Below are 26,405 nucleotides of genomic sequence, written 5' to 3'. Positions count from 1 at the left end.
CTGCAAACCATGGCCAACCGGGGATATAATCCACTCATCGCTATTCAAATGGCCTTGGCGGGCGATGCTACCGCTAGGGGGGGTGCGAGTAGTTACGATACGTCTAAAATTATGACTCCTTGCATATCTAACGGAACTTGATTCATAAGACTGGCTGCGCGGCTTGCCTCAGCGGCCAAAATTGCGTTCGAACACGCGGTGTGGGAGATATTTATGATTTTAAGAGAAAACAGCAAAGGCGAAGACGTCAAAACCGTTCAAGAGATTTTGGCTCGCCTTGGCTATAATCCGGGCCCCATCGATGGCTGGTATGGCGAAAAAACGGAGGATTCGGTTATCCGGTTTCAAGAAGAGCATGGTCTTTATAGCGACGGTGTTGTGGGTTCGAACACTTGGAATGCGCTGCAACGAGCGTTGGAAGTGCATACGGAAGAACAGATTAACCCGAGGCGCGAGGAGACCGTCCATTCCGAATTGATGGACTGGCTGCGGGTTCCGGCGGACTCTTACCGAGACGGCTATGACCGTTTCTTCCTGCGCGAGGATGCGGCAGCGGCCTATATGAACGTGCGCGACCGGGTGCTGGAAGCCGGAGGAAAATTGACCAGCTCGGGGGCGAGACGATCTTTGAACGCCTCCGTAGGCGCCGCGCGCAGCGCAACCTCGTTTCATTACACCGGTCTGGCATTGGATTTGTTCGTGGGTAGTGGTATGGAGAATCGTGCACGGGACCCGTATGTGATAGCGGCCGACGGCGACCGTTTCTGGCGCGTCTACGTGCGTGCGGACGGAGGGCAGGCTATGGAAATCGACGCCGTTACCTATGGCTCACGCAACCGAGAAGGTAAAGCATCCGGAAAGTTTCTAGACTTGACGGCCTTGTTTCAGGCGGAAGGTTTTGCCCGTATACGCGCGCGCAAATCGTTTTTTACGGACGGAAGCTGGCTGGGTGCCGAATGGTGGCATTTTCAGTACGAAAAGAATCTTGAAAGAGGCATTTCTACTTTCGGTGGCGAATTGCTGAAGGTTTACAGCGAGGATCAACTACGTCCGACCCCTCCGTGGCAGTTTCGGAATCACGTGTTCGGAGTCAATTGGGCATAATCAACGGACCGTTCGAATTCCTCGTTTTCCTATTCGGCGCCCGTCATGCCACATCGTGACGGCATCGCATCGATGCCGAAAGCCGTTGATCGTCGGATTAGGATCCCGGGCGCGCGGCCGACCTCCCGAATCGAGCGCCGGTTCGGCAGCTTGCTCGCTGTCCCGGCCGGCACCGGATGCACACTAGTCGCGGTTTGATGTAGGCGCCTCGGTGCCGGAATAGAAGTTGTCGAAGGTTGGCGAAACGCCTTCGGCCCGGTAGCCGACGATGTGGACATAAGCGATCAGGCCGGTTCTGCCGGTCGTATAATCGCCGTCTTCCGGTGCATAGATACGGTCTTTGTAACTTTCGCCGTCCCACATCATAATCGGGGCGCCGGTGCTTTTATCGATGATTTGTCCCCACAAAAACCCGTCGGCGGACCAGAACTTTAATCGGTAGTCGCCGGAAGGATCGGGTGCCGGCTTCATTAGTCGGCCTTGCTCGCCGGTTAGGAATACGGGCGGAAAGATTCCGCCCAAACATTTCACAATCATTAATTTGCGTGATTGCGGCTGGCCGTTTTTGTCGTTCCTGAGGAGTAGCGCATAACCCTTGGGTAGAAAAAAGGAAGGGATGGGCTCCTGCATGCGCGCCAGCAGCCCGATATCTTCACCCCAGTTATAGGTCCAATTCAACAAATCCACTTCCACGTGAAATTTCGCGTGCGGCGGTTCCTTCATGTTGATGCTGCCGATCCGGCCGGGGTTGAAAACGCTACCCCAGGGGCTTTCCAGTTTATACGCCACGCTTCCCGATTCGACCGGAAACGAAACCTTGCCCGGAATCGGATTGTAAAGTTTCCAGCCGTCGTCTATGCCGTCGTTGAAATCGTCGAAGGTTGAGGCGCCTGCCGGAGACGCCGGCCCGATTGCCGTCAATAGTAGAACTAGATAATTAAAGCTGTGTTTCATCATTATTTCCCGGACAAATCAATCCGTGACACCTAAAAAAGACCAAAACTCTGCTTGCAAGGGTATATTCAAGATGGCTTGGCTTGCAAGCTGAGCGGAAATGCTGACGCCGGCCACGCCGCCGCCGGGCCGGGTCCAGTGGCCGGTGTGATACAAGCCGGGTAAGGGGCTGCGCACGTCCGGCCTGCCAGGGCCGATCTGTTCGGGCGTGGGCGCAAAGCCATAGGCCGCGCCTTGATGGTTAAGCGTGTATCTTTCCAACGTCCGCGGCGAACCGGATTCGACCAATATCAAATGTTCGTTCAAGCCGGGAAAGTGGCGTTCGGCTTGGTCCAGCAAACGCCGTTCGAAGTCTTTTTTATGTTGACGCCAGCTCGCGCCTAGATCGAACGGGCAAAGGGTGGTCAGCAGCATGACGTTGTGACCTTCGGGAGCCAATGACGGATCGCTCATGCAGGGCAAGGTCGCGGAAAACCAATTCGGGCGGCCGTCCTGGGTTAGGGCGAAAGCGGCTTGATGATCCAGGGTTTCGTAAAAAAAGGATTCATGGCTATGCGATTCATGATCGATAGGCATATCCGTGGCGATGTAACTGGCAAAAATCGATGCGGACGGTTTTAATCGCTGCAAGCCGTCGTAATAGGCGCTCGGTAAATGCTCTCGCCCGATCAAAAGCTCGGCGGTTTGGCGGGCATCGGCGTTGGATACAACGGCATCGGAACGGATGACTTGGCCGTTTTCCAGTATCGCGCCGCAGGCTTTGCCGTCCCGAACCCGGATGCGGCGCACGCTGGCATTCAATAAAACCTCGCCTCCCGACGATTCGATAGCGGACGCCAGACCGTCGGCGTAACTCTGGAAGCTGCCGCGGCAATAATAGCCGCCCTCGTAGGTGTAGCCCGCCATCATGCTGGACCAGTACAGAAAGGACAATTCTTTCGGCGGTAGCCCCATATAAGGCCATAGCGAAGCGCAGGCGCTTTTCAGGCGTTCGTCGCTTAAGAATTCGTCCAGAGCGTCCGCCAATGTGGCGCGGCGATAACGGAATAAGTTGGCGTACAGCTGCGATGGCGGAATTCGCGTTAGCCGGCTGTATTCCACCATTTCATCCGCCAGCATGGCTTCCTCGGCCAGGGTTTTGCTCAGCCGGATGAGTTTCAACAGCCGGTCTTTTTCCCGAGGAAATTGTTCGGTCAAACCATCCACGAATGCGGCTTCACCGCTTCGCAGGCGGACTTCGAAATCCGGAAATACGGATCGGGCATAGGAGGGTACAGGGCTGAATAGCGCCTCGGGGTCCATGCCGGCGACCCGGCAGATTCTGTGTATCGTACTGCCGTTTTGGTAACCTTGCGCGCCGCAGCCGCTGACCAAATGTACGCCCGAATCGAATTGGTATTTTTTACGCCGAAAACCGTGAGCGTAACCGCCCGGCCGGTCGTGCCTTTCTATCAATAAGACCGATTTGCCGGCCTTGGTCAAAAGAGCCGCCGTACTCAAGCCCCCGATGCCGGCACCGATGACGATAACATCGTACCGTTCTTGTTTTGATTCCCTATGTATGCCGCGCATGGAGTCGGAGTAATCGTAAAATCGAAACAGATTAGCAGATGGCCAGCCGGCCTTCAAACCCGTTCGCTCAGGCCGCTAATCAACGATTCTAATCCGGCCGCGCTTAGCTTGCCTGTTGCATTGCGAGGAATGGCATCGACGATATGGATTTTTCTAGGCAAAAACACTTCGTCGACAAACGGCCTCAATTTTTCCCGTATGCTTTGTTTGTCGAGCGCACTTACGACCACCGCGGCCACGCGTCCCCCATGTTGCAGAAAGCAAAAACCGTCTTCAACGCCTTCCACGTCCAGTAGGCGCCGGTTAAGTTCGGACAAGGAGCTGCGCTTGCCGCCGATTTTGACCATGTCGGAATCGCGGCCCAATATCTCGAAGCGACCGTCTTCCCGGATCCGGATGCTATCCTGTAAGGTTGCTTCCGACGGCAGATGCGCTGATTCGATTTGAGTTTGCCCCGCCGGGCTTTGACTTATTCGAACATCGGAATAGGGCTGCCATAGGCGATCGCGCAATTGCTCTCGACGAGCGAAAGACAGGGTTTCCGTGCTGCCGTAGATTTCATGCGGAGATTGGCCTAGAATGGCCGCCGTTTCCCGGGCTTGCCGTTCGGTCAAGGTATCCGTTGCTGAAATGACGCCGGCCAAATTTTCCCAATTGCCGCCGGCTTTGATTAGCGCGCGGAGATGAGTCGGCGTGGTCGTCAACATGGCCGGAAAGGGTGAATTTGCGATCGTTTGCCGGATTTGTTCCGGAAAGAAAGGGCGAACGTCGTAAAGCACCAAGTCTGAAAACAATGGCCAAAATACCGAGGTTTCCAGTCCGTACATGTGTTGGGGTGGAGTGGTTGAAATCATCGCACGGCGTGTTTTCGACAAGCCGAGTGCCCGGACTGCCATGTCCGCCGAAATTGCAAACGTTTTTAGGCTATGAGTACAGGGTTTGGGGCGACCGGTGCTACCCGAGGTGAATGCGGTGATTGCGGAAGCTTCCCAGTCGAAGTTGGGCGGCGAAGCGGAATTGCGCATCTCCGGCGCTTTCGGCTCAAAGCATTCGACTTGATCGGGCTGCGGTTTTTCGGCGGCCAGATAGGCATCGGGGTAGTCGCGCAGGATTTCCTCGATCACCGCAATTTGGCTCGATGGCGGCAAAAGACATATCTGTTTGCGCGCTGCGGCCGCCAACAAGCAAATGCAGAATAAATAGCGGTTTTCGCAAAGGTTGAACTGATAGGGCCGGTCGGGTAATTGTGCCGCCAGCTTTCGCACATCGGACCACAAGCGGCCGCGGCTGATGATGTTGCCGTCATGGATGGCGAAAGGCTGGTCGCCGGCGATCAAGCCGAGCGGATGATTGGTGTTCGGAATTTCGGACATGTGGCGCTATGATTGTTAGGGATGACTTCAATCGCTATTTTCTTGATTATTTTAACCGGTCGAGAGGGCCAAAAACGAAATGGATGCGGATGTATTGATTATCGGAGCCGGCCCGGCCGGTAGCGTGGCGGCGCGAATGTTGAAAAATTTGGGGCATCGGGTCGCGATATTGGAAAAGGAACGGTTTCCGCGTTTTTCCATCGGCGAAAGCTTGCTGCCGCATTGCATGGAGTTTTTACAAGACGCCGATTTGTTGGACGCGGTCGCACAGGCCGGATTTCAATTGAAAGACGGGGCGGCATTCTCGCGGGCCGGCAAACTGACCGAGTTCGATTTTTCGCAGAAATTTTCGACGGGCTGGAGTACGACTTATCAAGTCCCCCGGGCTCATTTCGATCAAATATTGGCCGATGCAGCCGGCGTGCCTATCCATTACCGGCACAGCATCATTGCGGCCGACTTTGGTGTTTCCGGTAAAGCTCGATTGACGAGTGTCGACGCCGAGGGCATCAAACGCGAATGGAATGCGAAAATCGTACTGGATGCCAGCGGGTTCGGCCGGGTGTTGCCGCGTTTGTTGAATATGGAGACGCCGTCTTTATTGCCTCCCAGGCTAGCGTTATTCACACACTTGGAAGACCGGATCGCGACGGCGGATTACGACCGCAATAAAATCCTAATAGCGGTTCATCCCAAACATCATCAGGTTTGGTATTGGCTGATTCCTTTCAGCAACGGTAGAAGCTCGCTCGGCGTAGTCGTGCCTTTGGGTTTTTTGGACGATAGGGCGGGTGCGCCTTTGGATGTGTTGCGGAATTTGGCGCTCGAGGAGCCTCGGCTGGCGGAGCTCTTGAAGGATGCCCGCTTCGATACGCCGGCCAATCATATCGGCGGTTATTCGGCCAATGTCAAGTCTCTATACGGTCGCGATTTTGCGTTACTGGGAAACGCGGGCGAATTTCTCGATCCGGTGTTTTCATCGGGCGTAACGATCGCTCTGAAATCCGCTTCGCTGGCGGTGCCGTTAACCGACAGGCAGCTGCGCGGCGAACCGGTGGACTGGCAGTCCGAATACGAACAGCCATTGCGTAGCGGTATCGAAGTATTCAGGGCTTATGTCAATGCATGGTACGACGGAAGTTTCCAACGCATCATTTTCGATTCCCGTCAGTTAAGTCATATCAAAGCGATGATTTGCGCTATTTTGGCCGGGTTTGCATGGGACCAAACCAATCCAATGACCCAGCGCTGCGCCAATAAACTCAAGGCGATTTCCGATATTTGTCCGTCATTGTGATAATCGTTTGAGGCGGTCTTTTTTGAGGGGCTGTTTATCTCCGTTTTTCCGGTTGTTTCTGTCGGACCGTTTAATAGAATGTTCAATCGCCATGTAAGCGCCTGGCGGAAAGTCCTGCGGCAAATCGTGCTTGTCATTCCGGCAAGGATTAACGCAAGGCTGTCCGGCCATTTTCACCCTTAGGGTAAATCCAAATCTGCTCCGGGCGGATTTGCCGAAATCCGGTGCTCATGGATGAGCAGTTAATGTAAGCCGACTTATTGCTTTAGTGAATATCCGTTTTTCGTTCGGCCTTATAAATAATTTAATCGTTAGATTGTTTGTTCTGGGCCGAATAAATAACCACCCTTTTTAGTCTGAAAAATAATTAAACGGTATTAAGATGTAATCAGATCGATGAATATTTATTGTTCGGCGTTAAGGTTAATAACTCTAAATAATTTGTGGTATTAAAACGCTTGCAACACCTGATTCTATGGGTGTAAAGTATTTTCAACGGCATAAATAATTTTGTTGCGGAAGCAAAATAGAGTGTATTTTTTTGTATAAAAGCAACAATTTTTTATAAATAAGCAACGACCTTATTTAAAGGGAATATATTTGCCGTAATAACGGTAAAAGGTGATTATGCTCGTTAATCCGGCATAACTATAACAATAATATCCTTACCAAGAGATTTGCTATGTCAACATTTCCAATCGACCTCGGCGCTTACCAGCGCATCACGTTAACGCCTAACAACCCAACCTTAACAGAAGAGCAGCGCAGCAGCCTGAAAGCCAATATCCAGCTTTGCCGGGATGCGATCGTGTTTTTTACCGCGACCGGTGCCGCGCGCGGAGTCGGCGGACATACCGGCGGGCCTTACGATACCGTGCCGGAAGTGATGATTATGGATGCATTGTTCCGCGGCTCTGCAAAAGGATTTGTGCCCGTTTTCTTCGATGAAGCCGGTCATCGCGTCGCTACGCAATATTTAATGTCTGTATTGAATGGCGATTTGCCGGCCGAACGCCTGATGGAGTATCGCGCCGCCCACTCGCACTTACCCGGTCATCCCGAACTGGGCTTGACGCCCGGCGTCAAATTCAGTTCCGGCCGATTGGGGCACATGTGGCCTTATGTTAATGGCGTAGCCGTCGCTAATCCGGACAAAGTGGTTTTTTGCCTAGGATCCGACGGTTCGCAACAGGAAGGCAACGATGCCGAGGCCGCACGGCTAGCGGTGGCGCAAGGATTAAACGTCAAGCTGATTATCGACGACAACGATGTAACCATTGCGGGGCATCCCTCCAACTATTTAAAAGGTTGCAGTACCGCAAAAACGCTAACCGGCCATGGCGTTACCGTGCTGGAAGGCGACGGCGAGGATTTGGACGATCTGTATAAACGTATTTGCGCCGCGATCAATACTCCGGGCCCGGTAGCGGTGATCAATCATCGTCCGATGTGCCCCGGCATTGTCGGTTTGGAGGGGTCGACCCACGGCCACGATGTGGTGTCGGTCAAAGTAGCGCTCGAATATTTGGAGTCGCATGGCCGGCAAGCCGCAGCCGATCATTTGCGGGAGGTCAAGGCGCCGAAAAACGATGCGGAATTTTTGGGTTCCAGCGACAAGTGGGATGCCAATCGCAGCGTCTTCGGCGACGCCTGCGTAGATATCCTCGGCCGCATGAGCGAAGCGGAGCGCATTGAGAAAGTAAGGGTTATCGATAGTGACCTGGAAGGATCCTGTGGTCTGATCAAAATTCATAAAGCCTTCCCGGAAGTGTTTATCTCTTCGGGCATCATGGAGCGCGGTAACTTCTCTGCGGCGGCCGGTTTCGGCATGGAGGCCGGCAAGCAGGGGATTTTCGGCACGTTCAGCGCATTTTTGGAAATGTGTATTTCGGAAATCACCATGGCGCGCCTTAACAATTCCAACGTGCTGAGTCATTTCTCGCATTCCGGCATAGACGATATGGCCGACAATACCTGCCATTTCGGCTTGAACAACATGTTCGCCGACAACGGTCTGAGCGACGGGTACGATACCAAATTATATTTTCCGGCCGATCCGCTGCAAATGAAGGCCTGCGTGGAAGCGATATTCTTCGATCCGGGCTTGCGCTTCGTGTTTTCCACCCGGTCCAAGGTGCCTATCATTCTCGACGCCAACGGCCGGGAGTTTTTCGGAGGCGACTACAAATTTGTCGCCGGCAAAGACGAAGTCATTCGCGAAGGAACGGCGGGTTACGTCGTCAGTTTCGGCGAAGCTTTGTATAGAGCGTTGGATGCCGTCGAACGCTTGAAAAAACAGGGTGTTGACGTCGGATTGATTAACAAGCCGACGCTAAATGTTGTGGACGAAGACATGTTGGCTAAAATCGGCAAATCCCCGAAAGTACTTGTTGTCGAAGCATTCAACCGTAAAACCGGCTTGGGTAGCCGCATGGGTACTTGGCTATTGGAACGCGGCTACGCACCGAAATATTCCCATATTGGTACTCACAAAGAAGGTTGCGGCGGTTTATGGGAGCAATTCCCGCACCAAGGCATTGATCCATCGGGCATTATGTCCAGCTTTTTAAACGCTTGATCCTCCTAAATAACTGAGCACAGGACGTGCTCTTTTCTAGCGTTTAATTCATATTTAGTAAAGGGATTTACGGCAAGGGAATAATAAAAAATATAATAATTAATTTTTATGGAGTCATAAGTCATGTCTGAAATCATTTATATTTCAACGGTTATCTATTTTATATACGTTGTCTACACAGTTCACCGCCGCGAGGTTGACGAATATGTCAAATTAAAATTCCCTCGCTATGGTTCGATCCTGCTGAATAAGCCGTAAATTAATAAAGGCACGTGATGCGAAAGCGCGTTCTGAATAACGATACAGCGGAAACACTTCGGCCGTCTGGCGAATGGCTCGATTTGGAGGCCATTGCGGATGTCGAAGTGACGTCTGAAAACCCGGATTATCCAATCGAGTCCGCATTGTTATCAGACCGCGTAAAAGGCTGGCGTGCCGCTGGGCCAGGTAAACAGACCATACGCTTGTTATTTACGCAACCGCAACAAATTCATTGTATTTCTTTGGAGTTTCGAGAAACCGAGTGCCAAAGAACCCAGGAATACGTGTTGCGCGTGTCTCAAGACAACGGCCATATTTTTCAGGAGATGGTACGTCAACAATGGAACTTCAGCCCGGAAGGTTCAACGTCGGAGTCCGAATCGCATCGTGTGGATAAGGACAACGTCACCCAGGTCGAGCTGATTATTACTCCGGACATTCAGCACCGGCAAGCCATTGCGTCTTTGGAGAGACTTCGGGTTGCGTGATCCTTAACCGCATTTGCGGGCGTGGGGATTATTAGGTTCCGGTAGCGGAACCAATTTGAAGAGATACGCTTGATTCCCCAAGTGCATTGATCATTTTGAACTAAAGCCGAGTGTTACCGACATGTCATCGACCGATTATAATATTCATCACCTCACTCGAAATACCGTCGCTCTAATATTAGCCGGAGGCCGCGGTTCCAGGCTTAAGAACATGACCGACTGGCGGGCCAAGCCCGCCGTGCCATTCGGCGGAAAATTCCGCATCATCGATTTTCCATTATCCAATTGCGTTAATTCAGGCATTCGAAAGATCGGCGTTCTGACGCAATATAAATCGGATTCGCTGATTCGGCATATACAAAAAGGCTGGGGATTCATGCGCGGTGAATTCGGCGAATACGTCGACATAATGCCCGCCCAGCAACGTCTCGATGAAACCTCCTGGTACAAAGGCACGGCCGACGCCGTGTTACAGAATATCGATATTCTCAGGGCGCGCAGACCCGAGCACATTCTGGTTTTGGCGGGCGACCATATTTACAAGATGGATTACGGCACGATGCTGATCGATCACCTTGAAAAGAATGCCCAATTAACCATAGGCTGTCTCGAAGTTTCTCTAGAAGAAGCCAGCGCCTTCGGCGTCATGGATGTCGACGCGAACCGCAGAGTCAGAGCCTTCGTCGAAAAGCCCAAAAACCCGCCGGTGATGCCCGGACGGACCGACACTGCGCTCGCCTCGATGGGTATCTATATATTCAACGCCGAGTTTCTTTGGGATCAATTGATTAAAGATCACGAATCCGAGCGGACTAGCCATGATTTCGGTAAAGACATCATTCCGGCCGTGATTGACGATTACATCGTCAACGCCTACCCGTTTTTGGATCTGCAGAGCGGCCAACAGAGCTATTGGCGTGACGTCGGCACCATCGATGCCTATTGGGCGGCCAATCTGGAATTGATCGGAGTGAAGCCGGAGTTAAACTTATACGATTCCGGTTGGCCGATTTGGACCTACCAGGAACAAACCCCGCCGGCGAAATTTGTATTCGACAACGACGGGCGCCGCGGAAAGTCCGTCGACTCCATGATTTCGGGGGGCTGCATTATTTCGGGTGCCGTGATTCGGCATTCCATGGTGTTTTCCAACGTCGTCGTCAATTCCTATTCGGAAGTCCAAGACAGTATGTTATTGCCGCAAGTCACCATAGGCGAAAATTGCCGAATCACCAAGGCAATCATTGAGAAAGGTTGTATCGTGCCGGACGGCACCATCATCGGCGAGAATCTCGAAGAGGACAAAAAACGATTTCATGTCAGTGAAGGCGGAATCGTGTTGGTGACGCCGGAAATGTTGGGGCAAAAACTGCATTTCGTCAGATAGCGTGGCGGGCGGCCGGCCGCCAACTTTATTTGATGGATTGAATTCCAGACGTTAGGCTCTTCGGCATAAATAACGGCCGCCGCTTGGGCGTAGCCGTCGAGCCTGACGATGCGGACAAACATGACAATCATCGGCCCACTTTGTATCGATCGGCTATTTCGTCTATGCTGATAGGGGCTGATTCAAAGGCAATCGGAACATCGCCTCAGCGCTTCGCCAATCGGAAATTTACTGACGGAACCAAGCCACTATGGAGCAGTTGACGGACTTAAAAGCCATACTCCATTCCAAACGCGCCAACATTTACTATCTGGAAAAATGCCGGGTCATGCAAAAGGACGGGCGGGTGCTTTATCTGACCGAAGCCAAGGACGAAAACCTTTATTGGAACATACCCATCGCCAACACCACCGTCATTCTGCTGGGTACCGGCACCTCGATTACGCAAGCGGCGATGCGCATGTTGGCTAGTGCCGGCGTATTGGTCGGCTTTTGCGGCGGCGGAGCAACGCCCTTGCTTGCGGCGACCGAAATCGAATGGCTGACGCCGCAGAGCGAATACCGCCCGACCGAATACGTGCAAGGCTGGCTGAAATTCTGGTTCGACGACAGCCAGCGCTTGGCCGTCGCCAAGGCGTTTCAACGTTCCCGCATCGGCTATATCCGCCGAGTCTGGGACAAGGACAAAGAACTCAAAGCCGAGAATATCTTTAGCGACGACAACTCGATCGAGACGGCCTTGGAAGTGTACCTTTCCACGCTGGATAGCGCCGAAAAAACCAGCGACTTATTGCAGCGCGAAGCCCTGTTGACCAAACAACTCTACCGATACGCCGCCAAGGTTACCCAACAAAGCGATTTCACCCGAGACCATCAGGCTGCGGACTTGGCCAACGGTTTTTTGAACCACGGCAATTATTTGGCCTACGGCTTGGCCGCCACCACGTTGTGGGTGCTGGGCATTCCGCACGGCTTCGCGGTGATGCACGGTAAAACCCGGCGCGGGGCCTTGGTGTTTGACGTGGCCGATTTGGTCAAGGACGCCATCGTCCTGCCCTGGGCCTTCGTTTGCGCCAAGGAAAAAATGAGCGAACAGGAATTCCGCCAGCAAATCCTGCAAAAATTTACCGAACACAAAGCCTTGGATTTCATGTTCGAGCAGGTTAAACAGCAAGCTCTCAATCCTCTCATCGTTGGGGCGAATTCATTCGCTCAAGGCGATTAAAGTCGCCCCTACCAGGCTTGTATAACCCCCAAATACAAACGGACGCCCAACCATGATGGTCACCTTCGTCAGCCAATGCCGAAAAAAAGCCCTTCAGCGCACCCGCCGCGTGCTCGACGCCTTCGCCAACCGCATCGGCGACAACACTTGGCAAACCGTGATCACCGAAGAAGGCCTGATCGCCGTCAAAACCCTGCTGCGCAAAACCGCCACCAAGAATACCGCTGTCGCCTGCCATTGGATCAGGTCCAGAAGCCGTAGCGAGTTGGTTTGGATTGTGGGGAATCGTGACCAGTTCAATTCTCAAGGCATCGTGCCAGTCAATACCACTACCAAGGAACTGATAATGGATTTACCCAAACAAGCGCCCAACCCAAATTTTCTTTATGCAAACACCCATTTGCAGACACTCGCAGAACATTTGTTCGCAGTCGGATACGTCGCGGAACAGTTGCTAGCGCGCTTAACGCCGGACAAACAAAATGAATTGGAGGCTTCTTTCGTCGCCGGCTGTTTACACGATCTCGGTAAAATCGACCCGGCCTTCCAGGATTGGGCGAGAAACCCGAAGAAAAAGGATTTCCAGGCGGAAGATGGCCAGCACATAGACGACACTAAATTCAGTTTCGACAAGCATCCTCGGCATAACGAAATTTCCGTTTTGCTCTACCAATTGCTTGATCCGATTTCGTTCAAAGGCATCAACACCGGCCACAAAATCGCGATTAAACATAGCGTGTATTGGCACCATGCCCGGCCTTATCGTAAGGAAAAAGATCCCGAGTTTTCGACGTTTGGCGGGATTTACAAAAAGCTTAACGCTAACCTAACGTCTCTATCGTTTCCTGAAATCGTTGAGAAAGCACAAGGGCTGTTACGACAAATCGGTGAAATCGATTGCAAATATCGTAATACCGAGACTTCGCTGATTACCAAAATCTATAGCGAGACGGTGGATTTGGATGCTTTGGAAACTATCAAGACAATGCCGTTGCCCAGCTACAAAACCTATGAGCTGGAAACTCGCATCGACGATTACCGCCGGCACATTACCGTCAACGCCTTGCATAATTTGACGCGGGCTTGCGTCATTTCCGCCGACCGTTTGATTTCCGCGTTGGCCGCCGACGAACTACACGACCATATCAGGCAGCAAAACTTGCACCGTTTGATTGACGAAACCTTGCTTCTAGAAAGCAACTTGGGTTCGCAAATCCAAACCTGCCTACAACAATTTCCTGCCGGCGACAGAACCGACAAACAGCATGAAATCGCTGTTCGGCTTAGCAAATTGAATGATATTGCTGTTTTGGCCGGCCCAGCGGGATGCGGCAAAACCAAAATTGCGTTGGAATGGGGGCAGTTAAAAAATGCCCAGCAAATCATTTGGATTTGTCCGCGCGTACAAGTGTGCCAGGGTTTATTTTTGGAACTGATTTCCGAGCAATATCTGCCGGACTCCAAGATCGAAATCAACACCGGCGAATTCAAATTCACCAAGGAATGGGGAAAAATGACGGCGGAGGACGATTATTTTTCCGGCGACATCGTCATCACCACCATCGATCAAGTATTCGGTGCCATCATCAGCCATACCAAAGTCAATACATTAATCAACGTGTTGAACGCTCATGTCGTGTTCGACGAATTCCACGAATATGTCGCCATGCCGGCGTTCAACCTGTTGTTTGCCGAACTGGTCGAATGCAAAAAATCGCAGGGCAATCTCGCCAATACCTTGCTGGTTTCTGCCACACCGCATTACTTTTTCCTGAACACCGTCCTGGAGATTCAGCCGGAAGACATCATCGAAATGCCCAGTTTCAATCCCGGCGAGTACCGCATTGAATTCAAGGTGTTTGATGAAAAGCGGCAAGACGAGAGTAATCCTCTATATCAGCGCCAAAGCGGCAATGCCATTGTGATCAGCAATACCGCCCAAGTCGCGCAAAAAAGTTTCATTCGTAACCAAAACGCCGAAAACGCGGTATTGCTGCATTCCAAGTTCAAGAAAAGCGACAAGCACAGACTGTTCGACGAAGTTTACGAATCGTTCAAGAAAGACGGCACCGGCAAATTCGAGGTCTTGCGCGCCGGTCCTATTGTCCAGGCATCGTTAAATATTACCTGCGACTACATGGTGTCTGAGCTGACCAGCGCCGAAAACTTCCTGCAGCGTTTAGGCAGACTCGACCGATTCGGCGCTAATTCGTCTGCCAATATCTACAGCGTGGCCGTGCCCGAAGCCATCCATCAAGGCAAAGGGAAAAGTGCCGCGACTAAATTTTTGAGTTTGCAATATGGCTTGTCAGCAACCAAGGCTTGGTATCAATTCTTGCGAGCCGCAGATATTGACAACCAAACTATGCAATTGCCCAAGCTCTATAAGCTGTACCGAAATTTTCACGAAACGCAGGCGGCCAAACAAGCAATGGAAGCCGATCTATTGGCTTGCTTCAAGCAAGGGGTACAACTGATTCAAAGCAAAGTCGTCGATCCGATTACCATTCCGCCGAAGAAAACTACGGAAAAAGGGCGAACAAGAATCAGCAAGCAGTCGCTACGTGGCGAAAACCGGTTTGTACAAATGGCGATTTGCGATGTTACTCAGTGGCCGAATATCGAATTTCAAAACGAATATGCCTACCAGCCGCCAATCAGCGACCGCGAAGAATTCGACAATTTGACCGCATCGTTGGATGAAATCCAGGGCTACGGCGACAGCGAAAGAAATTTGTTGGCTTATATGAAAAGCAAACACCACAACGTTATTGGCGGCCAAAAAGCCTTTAAAGATTTTATCTTGCTCAACGAAGCAAGAGACCCGGAATTTCCCGTTTACCTGAGCTATACACCGGAAGGTCTGGATCGGGTTGGCGGTGAAACAGCGCGGCATAGTTATGCCATTTATTATGCCGTGTGCGATAAACAGTCTATCGGCGCTCTTTCAATCAAGCAATTAACAACAAACGAGGATTAAATATGGAAAAAATTACCGGTATTAAAAGCGTGGATTTTAAAGTGGTTGCTTATGGCTATGGAGTGGTCAATTGGAATGGCCCGACCACTTTAGTGGGAAACGATGGGAAAGAGCAGGATAATCACACTTTGCCGAAACTGCGTGGATATAGTAATTTGAGCGGAAAAATTAAAGAGGAAACTGGTTTTAAATATAAAAAACAAGCCACAGACATCAACTTTAAAGAAACGCCGATGTATATCAGTCAAAACTGTATTCGGCATCATTTGTTCAGAGATCAGGCTTTTGATTTGCATTACGCAAAAGATAAGAACTTATTAGCGGTTTTAAGCTCTATTACAGGCTTAATTCGCGGATACGTTGTTCCTGCTAGCCAATGTAAGCGAACTAGTCCACTCTTGCTTGAGGATTTTGTAGATCAATTAGGTAATGGCAATTTTGAACAACTATCATCTTCAAGTTCTACTGAAGAAATAACTAATCCAGATGGAACTAAGGATTATAAGAGGGGTGAAAATTCAATTTTTTCGAAGACAACATTTGGTGAAACTAAATATTTGGCTTATGGCTCAATTAGTGTAGAACAATTGCAATTTATTTCGTTAGATAAAAAATTCGACCGCGCCGCGATGGTTATTAAAGATGACGAAGGCGAAAAAGTCGCGTGGGCTGTACAAGAGTTTATTAAATCAATTGCCCCTAATCGTAATCCAAAAGCAATATTTCATCCAAACTACGTGCGTGGAGGCACCATATTCAAAGAAGGTGAAGTCGGGATTCTATTGGATAACGAAGCCATCGACATTCTAGTCGATGAAACCTTGCGCATGATCGAAGAGCTGAGCATTCGCCAAGCCAAAGGCTACATGTATGTTGATAGCCTACTGGTCGATTACAATGACAGCAATAAAATGATGCGTATAAAACGCAACCCCGCCGGGATTAACGAAGAACCCAAGTCACCCTACGCCGTTTATTTTTACACCAAATAAGGACGAGCCATGCGTATTACCATTAAATACGAAGCGTCTTGGCGAAACTCATTTCTGGACGGTTCTAATAACGAACCTTTACCCAAAGGTGGTAGGACCTTTATAGGCTCGATGACCACCCTGGGCAAACGCGATGCTAGCGGCAATTATCCAAATTTTATTAAACGGGAAATCACCCATAATACTGTTATGGGGATATTGAATAGACTTATTGGCGATCAAAGAAAATTGTATCAATCCAGAAATTGTCCGAATTATTTCTTTTCAGGCTTAGAAGAGCATATATCGTTTGATGATCAGCAAAATTCAGGCAATATTGTTAACACAGAGACGGTTTATATCCGGAATATGGAAGGTAATACCGATCAAAACTCGTTCACTGGTATGATAAAAGCGAATGACCCGGTTTTTACATCCATTTATTCGGCTGAATTTTGGGGCGTTCTGTCATTAGATATTGAAAGTCTTTGTCAATTTATTTGCGATGAAAACTGTCTAGTCAATTCAAAAAATCAATTTGACCCAATTACTGTATTGCAGAGATTGGATGAGCTGAACAAGTTAAAAGCAGTTGATTTGGAATCAGTAGAAGCTCCTTTCAAAACATTGCAAAGCGCTTTTCCGGATGTAGCCTATAAAGTTGTCGATGAGAAAATAAAGCCGATAGAATTGTATTGTTCGGCTTTGTATTTGCAGATTTCTCGTTTAGGTAAAGAACATGATGTTTCTAATGCCTTGACAAAAAGTGGAGGAATTGCCGGAATCTCGAAGCGTGGATTTACGCCTAAAGATTTCATGGATAGATATACCACGGGTAATAAAAAGCCAATTTGGGGAAATCCATATCAGTTGAAGGAAAAACGTAAAGGTGAAGGCGAGGTAGTTTCTTTGTTAACCAAGGCCAACGGTACGCTGGACATTCATCTCGATATTCCGGAAGACAAAGCCCATCAGCTCAGGGAAATGATAGAAGCAGCCGGCGTTTCCAGCTTCTACTTGGGAAAAAAGGGTTTGGCTTATGTCGATGTTATTCGCTGATCGGAATACAACATGAACTATTACATTGAAATTACCTTATTGCCTGGCCCTGATTTCAGTCTATTCAATCTTTGGTCCCGAGTATTCGAACAACTTCACCTTGGTTTTGTAGAAAATCAGGATGATCAAAAGCGTGTGCCTATCGGCTTATCGTTACCGGAATATAAAATGGGAAACAAATATGGCGTTTTAGGTAGCAAATGCCGCCTGTTCGCCGGCGACGAGGCTGCGCTGGAGCGCTTCAACGCCCCGCAGCGCCTAGCGCGCCTCAGCGATTACGTCCATTGTACCGGTATCCGGCCCGTGCCGAACAAAGTGGCGGCTTATGCGGTTTACCGGCGCGAGCGGCCCAAGACCAACCCGGAACGCTTGGCCCGGCGTTACGCCAAACGGCATGGCATGGACTTGGAAACGGCGCTGTCGACGACCGTAACACTGGAAAAGCCGGCTGGCGACGCGCGCTACCCGACGACGTTCCGCTATGCCGATATGGCCGTGCCGTCGGTGGCCTTGCCGTTTATTCGCTTGCAGAGCTTGAGCGGTGGGCAGACGTTTTGTCTATGGATTGCTAAAACCGAGGTAGCCGCACCGGTCGCCGGCAGTTTCAGCGCCTACGGCCTGAGCAGCAGCGCAACCGTACCCGAATTTTGACCCAAAATTTTTCGCTCTTTAACAATGTGAACTAAATCAGCTAGTTACGGTTGAGGGTTTTGCGGATGGTAAAAAATTGGTTAATCCGTCCGCAACCCTTGTCACAACCGGCTTCCCGTTTATATATAATCAGTCCGCCGCCGCACAGGCGGCTTAGAAAATTGCCTTGGCGGCATAACCCATATTCTCGTCGTCCGCCGCCGCACAGGCGGCTTAGAAACAAAGGCAAATTGGTCATGTACCGCTGTCACCAGTCCGCCGCCGCACAGGCGGCTTAGAAATAACATCCAACTCATGCACCGCATATTCGCCCGTCCGCCGCCGCACAGGCGGCTTAGAAATGACGGTGGCTTCCAGTTTGGCGTCGTCTATGGTCCGCCGCCGCACAGGCGGCTTAGAAACTAGTACGTTAGTACAATTGTTTAAAAATCTTGTCCGCCGCCGCACAGGCGGCTTAGAAAAAATTGTAAAAAATGCTCGAATCAGTTTCATTTGTCCGCCGCCGCACAGGCGGCTTAGAAAATGTTCAATTACCGGGCCAAAGATTTGCTGGAGTCCGCCGCCGCACAGGCGGCTTAGAAAAATGTGTGTTTACGTCGGCCGGATCAAGGATTGTCCGCCGCCGCACAGGCGGCTTAGAAAGAAAAAAGTCTACGCATCTTATGCTGATCCTAGTCCGCCGCCGCACAGGCGGCTTAGAAAAGTTTATAGAAATCATGGGCGGCGCTTTGGCGGTCCGCCGCCGCACAGGCGGCTTAGAAATAGTATTATTGGCAACCTAGTTTGTATATTATGTCCGCCGCCGCACAGGCGGCTTAGAAATGTTCAGTTTTAGCCTTAGGTTCCGGAATACCGTCCGCCGCCGCACAGGCGGCTTAGAAATCAGCGTCAGCGTGATACGTACCGCCGTCACAGTCCGCCGCCGCACAGGCGGCTTAGAAATTGGGTGATAATTGTTTTGTCATCAATTGACCGTCCGCCGCCGCACAGGCGGCTTAGAAAATTTTCGAGCAACGTATCAACAGCAGTTTTCGGTCCGCCGCCGCACAGGCGGCTTAGAAATTGAGTGGGTGTTATGCGTTTGGAGACAACAAGTCCGCCGCCGCACAGGCGGCTTAGAAAACAACACCACCACTACCGATATAACTGTCAAAGTCCGCCGCCGCACAGGCGGCTTAGAAATTCTTTAATGCGATAGCGTAGGCGGGCCTCGAGTCCGCCGCCGCACAGGCGGCTTAGAAATTTCCCAGCCTTTAGCTCAGATACGCTCTGGTGTCCGCCGCCGCACAGGCGGCTTAGAAATGCTTTTGAATTTGCAACAGCATCATGAAGCTGTCCGCCGCCGCACAGGCGGCTTAGAAAACCTGGCTCCCGTGCGCAGACACAACTGCGCTGTCCGCCGCCGCACAGGCGGCTTAGAAATAGTGCAGCGTCCGCGTAACCGTGCAATGTATGTCCGCCGCCGCACAGGCGGCTTAGAAATTTCGCGATATGGGGTACTGCGATGCGGAGTAGTCCGCCGCCGCACAGGCGGCTTAGAAATATAACTATTGAATAGCAGGCACATTTTCCCTGTCCGCCGCCGCACAGGCGGCTTAGAAAAGAATCAACCGGCACCATTATAACCATAAATAGTCCGCCGCCGCACAGGCGGCTTAGAAAATCGCATAACACCCACTCAAGCCGACCCAATTGTCCGCCGCCGCACAGGCGGCTTAGAAAAGGGAGCAGGCTGAACGAGAATATTACGGCGAGTCCGCCGCCGCACAGGTGGCTTAGAAATTAATGACGGCCATTTTTCCTTTTATACCAAAGTCCGCCGCCGCACAGGCGGCTTAGAAAAATGCGTAACCCCACTTTATTCGCCCGCATTTGTCCGCCGCCGCACAGGCGGCTTAGAAATTATCCTTGTTCAGCCGGTAAAAAAACGATCGGTCCGCCGCCGCACAGGCGGCTTAGAAAAGAATAAAACCGACCGAGTTAAATTCGTATCGGTCCGCCGCCGCACAGGCGGCTTAGAAATTCATTGCCTGCTCATTGCATTCATCTAAATAGTCCGCCGCCGCACAGGCGGCTTAGAAAACATCCGCATCCTGCTCCAATGAGCCAGAATCGTCCGCCGCCGCACAGGCGGCTTAGAAAAAACGTTTGAAGATATTTCGGAACGGCTGTTTGTCCGCCGCCGCACAGGCGGCTTAGAAATTTTCTATGTAATTTATCATGACAGTATCATCGTCCGCCGCCGCACAGGCGGCTTAGAAAAATGTCTGACATATTAATATCTCTGATTACAATGTCCGCCGCCGCACAGGCGGCTTAGAAAGCTTTATCAAGCAACACAAACCGAAGCAAGTCGTCCGCCGCCGCACAGGCGGCTTAGAAAGTTGACCAAAATGGATTGCCGGGGAAACTATTGTCCGCCGCCGCACAGGCGGCTTAGAAATAACGGAGCTCGACGTGTATCCTGGCGGAACCGTCCGCCGCCGCACAGGCGGCTTAGAAAATACAGCTTTTTATTTGGAGCCTTCACGAGACGTCCGCCGCCGCACAGGCGGCTTAGAAATAGCAATTCCCCCAGTTTTTTCTGAGTCATTTGTCCGCCGCCGCACAGGCGGCTTAGAAAGTTGGAATCGTTATAATGTCCGAGGAAAGACAGTCCGCCGCCGCACAGGCGGCTTAGAAAAGGTTTCGGCGTCTAGCATATCGATGATATCGGTCCGCCGCCGCACAGGCGGCTTAGAAAAAACAGGCCGCTCGATAGAGTTTTGACTGTTGGTCCGCCGCCGCACAGGCGGCTTAGAAAGTGCAGGCTAGTCCAACGTTTACTCACGCAGCGTCCGCCGCCGCACAGGCGGCTTAGAAATGTATTTGAGGATGAGACTGAAATTATTGTCAGTCCGCCGCCGCACAGGCGGCTTAGAAATTAGCCTGTCCCATACCTGTCGCGCTTGACTAGTCCGCCGCCGCACAGGCGGCTTAGAAATCACGAGGCATCTTTATATCAACTTTATATTCGTCCGCCGCCGCACAGGCGGCTTAGAAAGGTTACTTTGATATTGAACACTTTGCCTAACAGTCCGCCGCCGCACAGGCGGCTTAGAAAGTACACGCACATAGACTGGGGGTCTGCTGCTAGTCCGCCGCCGCACAGGCGGCTTAGAAATGATACGTTTCAACTAATCCAAACTTGGTGCAGTCCGCCGCCGCACAGGCGGCTTAGAAATACTACCTCTTTGACCGAAGACCAAAGACAGTGTCCGCCGCCGCACAGGCGGCTTAGAAATTTCAATCATATTAAAATCTCCATATCCTTCCAGTCCGCCGCCGCACAGGCGGCTTAGAAAGGTAGCGCGGTGATTTTGTTCAGCTTTGACAAGTCCGCCGCCGCACAGGCGGCTTAGAAAATTAATTCGTCAAAGAGATGGAGATCATTGTGGTCCGCCGCCGCACAGGCGGCTTAGAAAACTTTAGTTTCGTACCAGGCTCTATAATATGCGTCCGCCGCCGCACAGGCGGCTTAGAAAAAATCACCCAACCATCCCGAATTTTAGCTTGAGTCCGCCGCCGCACAGGCGGCTTAGAAAATCTGGCCGGATATGACGCGAATAGGATTGCCGTCCGCCGCCGCACAGGCGGCTTAGAAATATACAAACACACATCTTGAAAATGAAAATGAGTCCGCCGCCGCACAGGCGGCTTAGAAAGTCTTACCGCCCATCACTAGCACTGCATGGGTGTCCGCCGCCGCACAGGCGGCTTAGAAATCAGTCAAACATAGGCTTTTGGCCCGTATTACGTCCGCCGCCGCACAGGCGGCTTAGAAAAATCCTAAGCTCGATTTCTCCGGCGCTGATTAGTCCGCCGCCGCACAGGCGGCTTAGAAATAGACAGTTCGAGTTACGCCCGGAGTTAGCCTGTCCGCCGCCGCACAGGCGGCTTAGAAATGTTGCAGAATGGTGACACCATTACCGATTCAGTCCGCCGCCGCACAGGCGGCTTAGAAATGATAGTAATTGCCGTCGGCATCTTGTACCGAGTCCGCCGCCGCACAGGCGGCTTAGAAAAACACTTATGTTGTTTTCAAAAAATACTATTGGTCCGCCGCCGCACAGGCGGCTTAGAAAAAACTCCAAATACCTCAGCACGTATAGTTGGTGTCCGCCGCCGCACAGGCGGCTTAGAAATTACCGATTCCTATCTAAAAGCGCTTTCCATGGTCCGCCGCCGCACAGGCGGCTTAGAAAATAAAACATATAACGCTAAAATGCCTAATGTCGTCCGCCGCCGCACAGGCGGCTTAGAAATGGTTACGATACGACCGAGAATCGCTCCGCAAGTCCGCCGCCGCACAGGCGGCTTAGAAATTTGATGTCACCGGCGAGCAGTTAGTCATCGAGTCCGCCGCCGCACAGGCGGCTTAGAAAGGCCGAAAGTCGCGGCGAAGCGTCGCTCTCACGTTCGCTGCTACACACGCGGCTGAAGAAATATCGTTTGCAAAAATAGATGAGGTGGAGCTCTGCAGAAGGATTGTCGAGCGTTGCTGAAAGAACAGGCCGAGCGAAAAGCATGGTCCTTGCGCCATACGTTTTTGCCTTACGATGAAATCAACGGAAGTATCGAAGAAGGCGCCGATACGTTGAGCGGCAACGGGGCGGTTTTTGCATATCCCCGGAAGTGCACAAATGTTAAGGTTTTGGTTCCTCCGCGCCCATAATCGTAAGCTCAATTGCCGCGCGGCGCTTTCAATGCGGGAACATTTATTCCATCCTGCAAGGAATGGACGCCGGAGTTTATCCCTATAATGTTTGGTTTAGGGGGCGTATGTCGAAATTCCGGCGTGTGAGTTGAAAATATCCGTCCACCTAGACCAAGAAATCGATTTAAAATCGACTTTCGGATTTTCTTGTTACGGAGTAAGGCGTTTGTATCTAAATGACCTGGGCATTGTCTGTGCGCTGGGTAATGGCAAGTCTTCGGTGTTGAAACACTGGTTGTCGGGGTTGCCTTCGCGGGCCGAACCGTGGTCGGGGGCCGACATTCCCGCCTTTGCCGTTTCTGGTCGATTGCCTGCCATTCCGCCGTCGCTAAACCGCTACGATTGCCGCAACAACCGCTTGTTGCTAGAGGCTTTATCGCAAATCGAAATCCCGGTTCGGCAAGCGCTCAAGCGTTACGGCGCGGCTCGCGTCGGGGCCGTAATCGGTACCAGTACCTCGGGCATTGCCGAAGGCGAAACCGCGTTGCAAGCCTTGCGGGCAACAGGGAACATGCCTCCGGATTATCATTACAAGCAGCAGGAGCTGGGCGGCGCGGCGGCGTTTTTGGCCGATTGTCTCGATCTCCGCGGACCGGCTTATACGATTTCGACGACTTGTTCCTCCAGCGCCAACGCGCTGGCATCGGCTCGGCGCCTATTGAATCTAAATGTATGCGATGCCGTTGTCGTCGGCGGTGCCGACGCTTTGTGCCGCACGACGCTGGAAGGCTTTTCGGCCTTGGGCGCTATCAGCCGGACGCAGTGCAATCCTTTCAGCCGGAACCGGGACGGGACAATTATCGGCGAAGGGGCCGCGTTGTTTTTGATGAGTCGCGAGCCGGCGCCAATGGCCTTGCTGGGTGCCGGCGCGAGTTCGGACGCTTATCATATTTCGGCGCCGCGTCCGGACGGGGCCGGTGCGTATGCGGCGATGCAAGCCGCGCTGCAAGACGCCGGTTTGGTTTCCGATGAAATCGATTACATCAATCTGCACGGCACTGCCACCTTGCAAAACGACTCGATGGAAAGCCGTGCCGTGATGCGCTTGTTCGGCGACAAGACCTGTTGCGGTTCCAGCAAGCCGGCCACCGGGCACTGCCTGGGCGCCGCCGGCGCTATCGAAGCAGGTTTGTGCTGGTTGCTGTTGTCGGAATTGAATGCGGAAAAACGTTTACCTCCGCATTTATGGGACGGCCAAGCCGATTCCAGCCTGGATCAGCTAAACTTCGTTACGCTGGAAAATCAGCATATCAAAAGACTACAATATTGCCTTAGTAACTCGTTTTCTTTCGGAGGTAACAATGTGTCCTTGCTTATCGGGCGCTGCTGATGCTGCGGCGGCTTTCCCGTATGCCGTTGAAAGCTTGCTGCCGCAGTCGCAGGCCATGGTGCTGGTCGACAAAGTGCTGGAAGCCGGCGAAGGGTACATTGTGGTTGAATTGACGGTACGCGACGACGGTTTGTTTTCCGGTTCCGATCATTGCGTGCCGGCCTGGGTCGGGCTGGAGTATATGGCCCAAGCCGTCGCGGCCTATTCGGGCTATCAGCGCAAGCGTCGCGGTCTGGATATCGATTTGGGCTTTTTATTGGGTACCCGCTACTACCGATGTTCGGTTGGCCGGTTTGCCTGTGGGAAGCGACTGAAGGTTCGAGCCGAAAAAATCATTGAAGCGGCCAATGACATGGTGGTATTCGATTGTTGCCTGGAAGGCGACGGGATCGAGGCGACTTCGAAGTTGAATTTATTGATGCCGCAGGACTCGAGAGAGTTTCTCGCCGGAAAAGGAATATGAAACAAAAAAGCATTTTAGTCACGGGTTCCAGCCGTGGCATCGGGAAAGCCATTGCGTTGCGCTTGGCCGGCGAGGGATACGATGTGGTGGTGCACTGCCGCAGCCGAATGGCCGAGGCCGGGCAGGTCAGAGACGAAATCCTCCGAAAGGGGCGGCAGTGCCGCGTTTTATGTTTCGATCTTGCCGACCGCGATGCCTCCCGCGAGAGCTTGACCGCGGATGTGGAAGCTCATGGCGCTTATTACGGCGTGGTCTGTAACGCCGGCTTGGCCCGAGACAACGTCTTCCCGCTGTTGACCGGCGACGATTGGGATCAGGTGTTACGCAGCAACCTGGATGGATTTTACAATGTGTTGAGCCCGCTGATCATGCCGATGATACAGCGCCGTCAGCCCGGCCGCATCGTGACCTTGGCCTCCGTTTCGGGGCTGACCGGCAACCGCGGGCAGGTCAATTACAGCGCGGCCAAGGCTGGCATCATAGGGGCGACCAAGGCGCTGGCACTGGAATTGGCCAAGCGCAAGATTACGGTTAATTGCGTGGCGCCCGGTTTGATCGAAACCGATATGCTGGAAGGCCTGCCGCTGGAAGAGGCGATTGCCGCAATACCGGCAAGGCGCCTGGGTACCCCGGACGAGGTGGCCGCGCTGGTGGCGTTTTTGATGTCGGCCGATGCCGGCTATATCACGCGCCAGGTGATTTCGGTCAATGGAGGCCTGTGTTGAGCCGCCGCGTCGTTGTTACCGGCATGGCCGGCTTTTCCCCGATAGGCAACGATTGGGCGGAAATTCGCGCCAATCTAAAGGCAAAACGCTCGGGTATTTGCCGAATGCCGGAATGGGATAAATATAACGGCTTGCTGACCCGTCTGGGCGCACCGGTTCCGTATTTCGAATTGCCTTCCAATTACAACCGCAAAAACACCCGGAGTATGGGACGGGTGTCGCTACTCGCTACCCGCGCAACCGAGCGGGCCTTACTGGACTCGGGTTTGCTGGGCGATCCCGTAATCAGCAACGGCCGCACCGGCGTCTCCTACGGTTCGTCGGTCGGCTCGACCTCGGCCATCGCCGATTTCGGCAACATGTTGCTGAATCACGATATCGGCAACCTGAACGCCACCACTTATCTGAAGATGATGGGGCATACCACCTTGGCCAATATCGCGGTGTTTTTTCAGGTACGCGGAAGGATGATTCCGGCTGTCAGCGCTTGTACCTCTGGCAGCCAGGCCATCGGTTTTTCCTATGAAGCCATCAAGTTCGGACAGCAAGACGTGATGTTGGCGGGCGGAGCCGAAGAACTTTGTCCGACCATGGCGGCGTTGTTCGACGCCTTGTATGCCGCCAGCACGCGTAACGATAGGCCGGAATCGACGCCGCGGCCCTTCGACCGCGACCGCGACGGCTTGGTGATAGGCGAGGGGGCATGTACCTTGGTATTGGAGGAATTGCAACATGCCGAGCGGCGCGGCGCCAAAATTTATGCCGAGCTGGTGGGCTTTGCCACCAATGCCGACGGCGCTCACGTGACTTCGCCGAACGCGGAAACCCAGAAGGTTGTCATGCGTTTGGCCTTGCGGGACGCAGGACTCGAACCGAACCGAGTCGCGTATATCAGCGCCCACGGCACGGCCACGGAACATGGCGATATTGTCGAAAGCGAGGCTACTGCGGCGGTATTCGGCGCTAACGTTCCGGTCAGCACCATCAAGGGCTATACCGGGCATACCTTGGGGGCCAGCGGCGCGCTGGAGGCAATGGCCGCGATTCAAATGATGCGGGACGGCTGGTTTCATCCCAACCTGAATTTGGACCGTGTCGATCCGCGCTGCGCGGAACTGGACTATATCGCCGGCGACGGCCGCGATATCGATGCCGATTACGTTGTTAGTAACAATTTTGCGTTCGGCGGCATCAACACTTGTCTGGTTTTCCGCCGCTGGGACGCTTAGAG

17 protein-coding genes and 1 CRISPR repeat array are annotated in these 26,405 nt (G+C 52.3%); of the genes, 14 read left to right on the top strand and 3 right to left on the bottom strand.

Annotation, left to right across the window (positions count from 1 at the left end):
* The first annotated feature begins 213 nt into the window (after positions 1–213).
* Positions 214–1,104, top strand: coding sequence for a peptidoglycan-binding domain-containing protein (locus tag ACW73I_RS11905; RefSeq protein WP_458029576.1), 891 nt, complete (start codon positions 214–216; stop codon positions 1,102–1,104).
* Positions 1,105–1,287: 183 nt separating this feature from the next.
* Here the strand turns inward: ACW73I_RS11905 and ACW73I_RS11900 are convergent, their stop codons facing one another.
* Genes ACW73I_RS11900 through ACW73I_RS11890 form a run of 3 tightly spaced genes read right to left on the bottom strand, consistent with a single transcriptional unit; the run spans position 1,288 to position 5,003 of the window.
* Entirely contained in the window at positions 1,288–2,061 is a 774-nt protein-coding gene (locus tag ACW73I_RS11900; protein WP_458029575.1) for a hypothetical protein, read from the bottom strand.
* Positions 2,062–2,076: 15 nt separating this feature from the next.
* Complete coding sequence (locus ACW73I_RS11895; RefSeq protein WP_458029574.1) at positions 2,077–3,687, bottom strand: phytoene desaturase family protein; 1,611 nt, start codon at positions 3,685–3,687, stop codon at positions 2,077–2,079.
* On the bottom strand, positions 3,684–5,003 hold the full coding sequence (locus tag ACW73I_RS11890) for an AMP-binding protein (protein ID WP_458029573.1): 1,320 nt from the start codon (positions 5,001–5,003) through the stop codon (positions 3,684–3,686). Before ACW73I_RS11890 ends, ACW73I_RS11895 begins: the two co-directional genes overlap by 4 nt.
* Positions 5,004–5,082: 79 nt before the next feature.
* On the opposite strand from ACW73I_RS11890, the gene ACW73I_RS11885 reads away from it, so the two are divergent.
* From ACW73I_RS11885 to ACW73I_RS11825, 13 genes are all read left to right on the top strand, one after another.
* Positions 5,083–6,300 (top strand): NAD(P)/FAD-dependent oxidoreductase, encoded by a 1,218-nt coding sequence (locus ACW73I_RS11885; protein WP_458029572.1) that lies wholly within the window; start codon positions 5,083–5,085, stop codon positions 6,298–6,300.
* 682 nt (positions 6,301–6,982) lie between these two features.
* On the top strand, positions 6,983–8,878 hold the full coding sequence (locus ACW73I_RS11880) for a transketolase C-terminal domain-containing protein (RefSeq protein ID WP_458029571.1): 1,896 nt from the start codon (positions 6,983–6,985) through the stop codon (positions 8,876–8,878).
* Between the two features lie 275 nt (positions 8,879–9,153).
* Positions 9,154–9,627, top strand: coding sequence for a discoidin domain-containing protein (locus tag ACW73I_RS11875; RefSeq protein WP_458029570.1), 474 nt, complete (start codon positions 9,154–9,156; stop codon positions 9,625–9,627).
* 121 nt (positions 9,628–9,748) lie between these two features.
* Positions 9,749–11,014, top strand: a complete 1,266-nt coding sequence (gene glgC / locus ACW73I_RS11870) for a glucose-1-phosphate adenylyltransferase (protein WP_458029569.1) — start codon at positions 9,749–9,751, stop codon at positions 11,012–11,014.
* Between the two features lie 250 nt (positions 11,015–11,264).
* Entirely contained in the window at positions 11,265–12,239 is a 975-nt protein-coding gene (gene cas1f, locus ACW73I_RS11865; protein ID WP_458029568.1) for a type I-F CRISPR-associated endonuclease Cas1f, read from the top strand.
* 52 nt (positions 12,240–12,291) lie between these two features.
* Positions 12,292–15,219, top strand: a complete 2,928-nt coding sequence (locus ACW73I_RS11860) for a CRISPR-associated endonuclease Cas3'' (protein WP_458029567.1) — start codon at positions 12,292–12,294, stop codon at positions 15,217–15,219.
* Positions 15,220–15,221: 2 nt separating this feature from the next.
* Positions 15,222–16,211: a type I-Fv CRISPR-associated protein Cas7fv gene (cas7fv, locus tag ACW73I_RS11855; RefSeq protein WP_458029565.1), complete on the top strand. Its 990-nt coding sequence runs from the start codon at positions 15,222–15,224 to the stop codon at positions 16,209–16,211.
* Between the two features lie 9 nt (positions 16,212–16,220).
* On the top strand, positions 16,221–17,249 hold the full coding sequence (gene cas5fv, locus ACW73I_RS11850) for a type I-Fv CRISPR-associated protein Cas5fv (RefSeq protein WP_458029563.1): 1,029 nt from the start codon (positions 16,221–16,223) through the stop codon (positions 17,247–17,249).
* Between the two features lie 12 nt (positions 17,250–17,261).
* Positions 17,262–17,900 (top strand): type I-F CRISPR-associated endoribonuclease Cas6/Csy4, encoded by a 639-nt coding sequence (gene cas6f / locus ACW73I_RS11845; protein ID WP_458029561.1) that lies wholly within the window; start codon positions 17,262–17,264, stop codon positions 17,898–17,900.
* Between the two features lie 132 nt (positions 17,901–18,032).
* Positions 18,033–22,324: direct repeats of the CRISPR family, unit length 28 nt; unit sequence GTCCGCCGCCGCACAGGCGGCTTAGAAA.
* Between the two features lie 498 nt (positions 22,325–22,822).
* Complete coding sequence (locus tag ACW73I_RS11840) at positions 22,823–23,986, top strand: beta-ketoacyl-ACP synthase (protein ID WP_458029560.1); 1,164 nt, start codon at positions 22,823–22,825, stop codon at positions 23,984–23,986.
* Positions 23,958–24,449, top strand: coding sequence for an ApeP family dehydratase (locus ACW73I_RS11835; protein ID WP_458029559.1), 492 nt, complete (start codon positions 23,958–23,960; stop codon positions 24,447–24,449). Before ACW73I_RS11840 ends, ACW73I_RS11835 begins: the two co-directional genes overlap by 29 nt.
* Positions 24,446–25,174, top strand: a complete 729-nt coding sequence (fabG, locus tag ACW73I_RS11830) for a 3-oxoacyl-ACP reductase FabG (protein ID WP_458029558.1) — start codon at positions 24,446–24,448, stop codon at positions 25,172–25,174. The genes ACW73I_RS11835 and fabG overlap by 4 nt, the downstream gene beginning before the upstream one ends.
* The gene (locus tag ACW73I_RS11825) at positions 25,168–26,403 is read left to right on the top strand and encodes a beta-ketoacyl-ACP synthase (RefSeq protein WP_458029557.1); all 1,236 of its coding nucleotides are present in this window, start codon (positions 25,168–25,170) and stop codon (positions 26,401–26,403) included. Before fabG ends, ACW73I_RS11825 begins: the two co-directional genes overlap by 7 nt.
* Positions 26,404–26,405 lie beyond the last annotated feature (2 nt).

It is taken from the genome of Methylomonas sp. MgM2 (assembly GCF_054172045.1).
Note: the sequence above shows the minus strand (reverse complement) of the source record. Positions and strands in the feature narration are given on the sequence as shown.